The sequence below is a fragment of the Endozoicomonas ascidiicola genome, from assembly GCF_001646945.1.
Lineage (GTDB): Bacteria > Pseudomonadota > Gammaproteobacteria > Pseudomonadales > Endozoicomonadaceae > Endozoicomonas > Endozoicomonas ascidiicola.
The window spans coordinates 1-2,593 of record NZ_LUTV01000017.1; the positions used below are offsets into that span (position 1 = coordinate 1).

Below are 2,593 nucleotides of genomic sequence, written 5' to 3' on the forward strand. Positions count from 1 at the left end.
ACCTATAATGGCACAGCGAGATTATTTATGTTGTATTAAATGCAGCTCACTACACTAGTTGTCCAGCATCGTTAAGTGTTTTTTGCAGACTATTTTCAAGATCAAGCATATTGCCTGCTTCGATAGGGATCTCTATCTGTAGAACGATTTTTTCACGATTGCTGGACACAATTGAAGCAGGCATGGCGGAGTCTATTATGGAAAGCGGTCTCTTATAATAGTCGTACAATTGAAGTTCTTTTGTTTCAATTATTCAGAGAGAGCACCCAATGACATACTGGAGAAGGTAGTTCGAGCTAATTGCCGCTTAAGCAGCAAAAAGAACGGCGCACTACACTAGCGATTCTATCGGACACGCCGTCAGAAATGATTTAAACACTGGTAACTCTCTGGCGGTGACTGCCACGAAACTGGTTGATCGGGCACTTGAGTTCTATTCACATGACAACCTGACAGCGATGATTACCCGGCTTTAAACAGCCTTTGGGATATGCCTTATACCCAAACAACAAGGGAGGCTAAATGCCTCCCTTATCTTTTAACCTGCCAATTTATTATCAAGCACGCTTGAATTCAGCAATACCACGATAAGGCGCTTTGCCTGCCAGCTGCTCTTCAATACGGATCAACTGGTTGTACTTGGCAACACGGTCAGAGCGGCACAGAGAACCGGTCTTGATCTGGCCAGCACAAGTACCCACCGCCAGGTCAGCGATAGTTGCATCTTCCGTTTCACCGGAACGGTGAGAGATTACTGCGGTGTAACCCGCGTCTTTCGCCATCTTGATCGCTTCCAGCGTTTCGGTCAGGGAACCGATCTGGTTGAATTTGATCAGGATAGAGTTAGCGATGCCTTTATCGATACCTTCTTTCAGGATCTTGGTGTTAGTGACGAACAGGTCGTCGCCTACGATCTGGATTTTGTCACCCAGAATCTTGGTCTGGTAGGCAAAACCGTCCCAGTCAGACTCGTCCAAGCCATCTTCGATAGAGATGATTGGGAACTCTTCAGTCAGCTTGGCCAGATAATCAGAGAACTCGTTGGAGGTGAAGACTTTGCCTTCGCCTTTCAGGTTGTACTGGCCATCTTCGCAGAACTCGGAAGCCGCACAATCCATCGCCAGAGTGATGTCTTTGCCCAGAGTGTAACCCGCCGCAGCCACCGCTTCTTTTATAACAGCCAGAGCGTCAGCATTGGACGCCAGGTTTGGTGCAAAACCACCTTCGTCGCCAACTGCCGTGTTCAGGCCCTTGTCAGACAGCACTTTCTTCAGAGCGTGGAATACTTCAGCACCCATGCGCAGCGCTTCAGCGAAGTTAGGCGCGCCCACTGGCTGAATCATGAATTCCTGAATGTCGACGTTGTTGTCAGCGTGCTCACCACCGTTGATGATGTTCATCATCGGAACCGGCATGGTGAACTGACCAGCAGTGCCGTTCAGCTCAGCGATGTGAGCGTACAGAGGCATGCCTTTATCAGCAGCAGCGGCTTTGGCAGTTGCCAGAGAAACCGCCAGAATGGCGTTAGCGCCCAGCTTGGCTTTGTTGTCAGTGCCGTCCAGATCGATCATCTTCTGATCCAGACCACGCTGATCGTTCGCATCGAAGCCCAGCAGCAAATCACGGATAGGACCGTTAATGTTACCAACAGCTTTCAGAACGCCTTTGCCCAGGTAGCGGGACTTATCACCGTCACGCAGTTCGAGGGCTTCACGGGAACCAGTGGATGCACCGCTGGGAGCACAGGCAGTACCAAAGGCACCAGACTCAAGAATGACATCAGCTTCAACAGTGGGATTACCACGGGAATCGAGGACTTCACGAGCCTTGATTTCTTTGATAGCGGTCATGGGGACACTCCGGGTGAGAATTCGGAAATTTCAATTCGTAAGCGCTTCTCGTAAACACAAAGAAGCGTGAAGTGATGCATAAGACAGCGTAGCAGTATTTTCACCGGTCTATTGGTTACCGATCCATTACGCTTAACAGTCACTTCAGGTTACCCGCTTACTCGCGACAGGGCAGAATAAAAACCATCCGGCGTTTTACGGAGCCAGATAGTAAAACATCGTTTTTGCCGCACTGCAGACTGATAGAAGCCTAAGGCGCATCAGCAAGCATCGCAGTGCAGTAAAAACATCCTGCGAATTATTGAAGCATCATTGCGGGAGGCGCCACTATACCATCGGAAATCCCTGTGTCAAAGGCTACAAAAAACCCGCCAAACCGCACCACAGTTGAGTTTGAGCACTTTGTGAAACTTTTTGTTATAAGCCATTCATGCCGTGTTTTTCTGTGTGAGAAGCGCATCATAAAATGCGCATATTAGACGTCAGTAAATGATTACCTGTTCATTTAAACTCAGGGGTTCTTACCTACCTTTACAGCGACAGACGTATTTGATGCACGAAAGTTTTCATTATTTCTTTTGATAAGCTCGCCGGTTGGCACCATCCCCTCATTCACATCTTGAGCTCTTTTTTTATCATCAGAAGCATTGGGTGCTCTCTCAGTCTGATAACTGACTCATAAGTCCACTTTCTGCTTGCCAGAGAGGATGTTCGTCCAAAGCTGTTCCCATCGGCCCTTACTT

General features: G+C 48.4%; 2 protein-coding genes. Both read right to left on the reverse strand.

The window, feature by feature from the left end; all coding sequences use genetic code 11:
• Nucleotides 1-49 precede the first annotated feature (49 nt).
• Nucleotides 50-184 (reverse strand): hypothetical protein, encoded by a 135-nt coding sequence (locus AKL11_RS26545; protein ID WP_281180473.1) that lies wholly within the window; start codon nucleotides 182-184, stop codon nucleotides 50-52.
• Between the two features lie 373 nt (nucleotides 185-557).
• Nucleotides 558-1,850 (reverse strand): phosphopyruvate hydratase, encoded by a 1,293-nt coding sequence (eno, locus tag AKL11_RS24100; protein WP_067522895.1) that lies wholly within the window; start codon nucleotides 1,848-1,850, stop codon nucleotides 558-560.
• Nucleotides 1,851-2,593 lie beyond the last annotated feature (743 nt).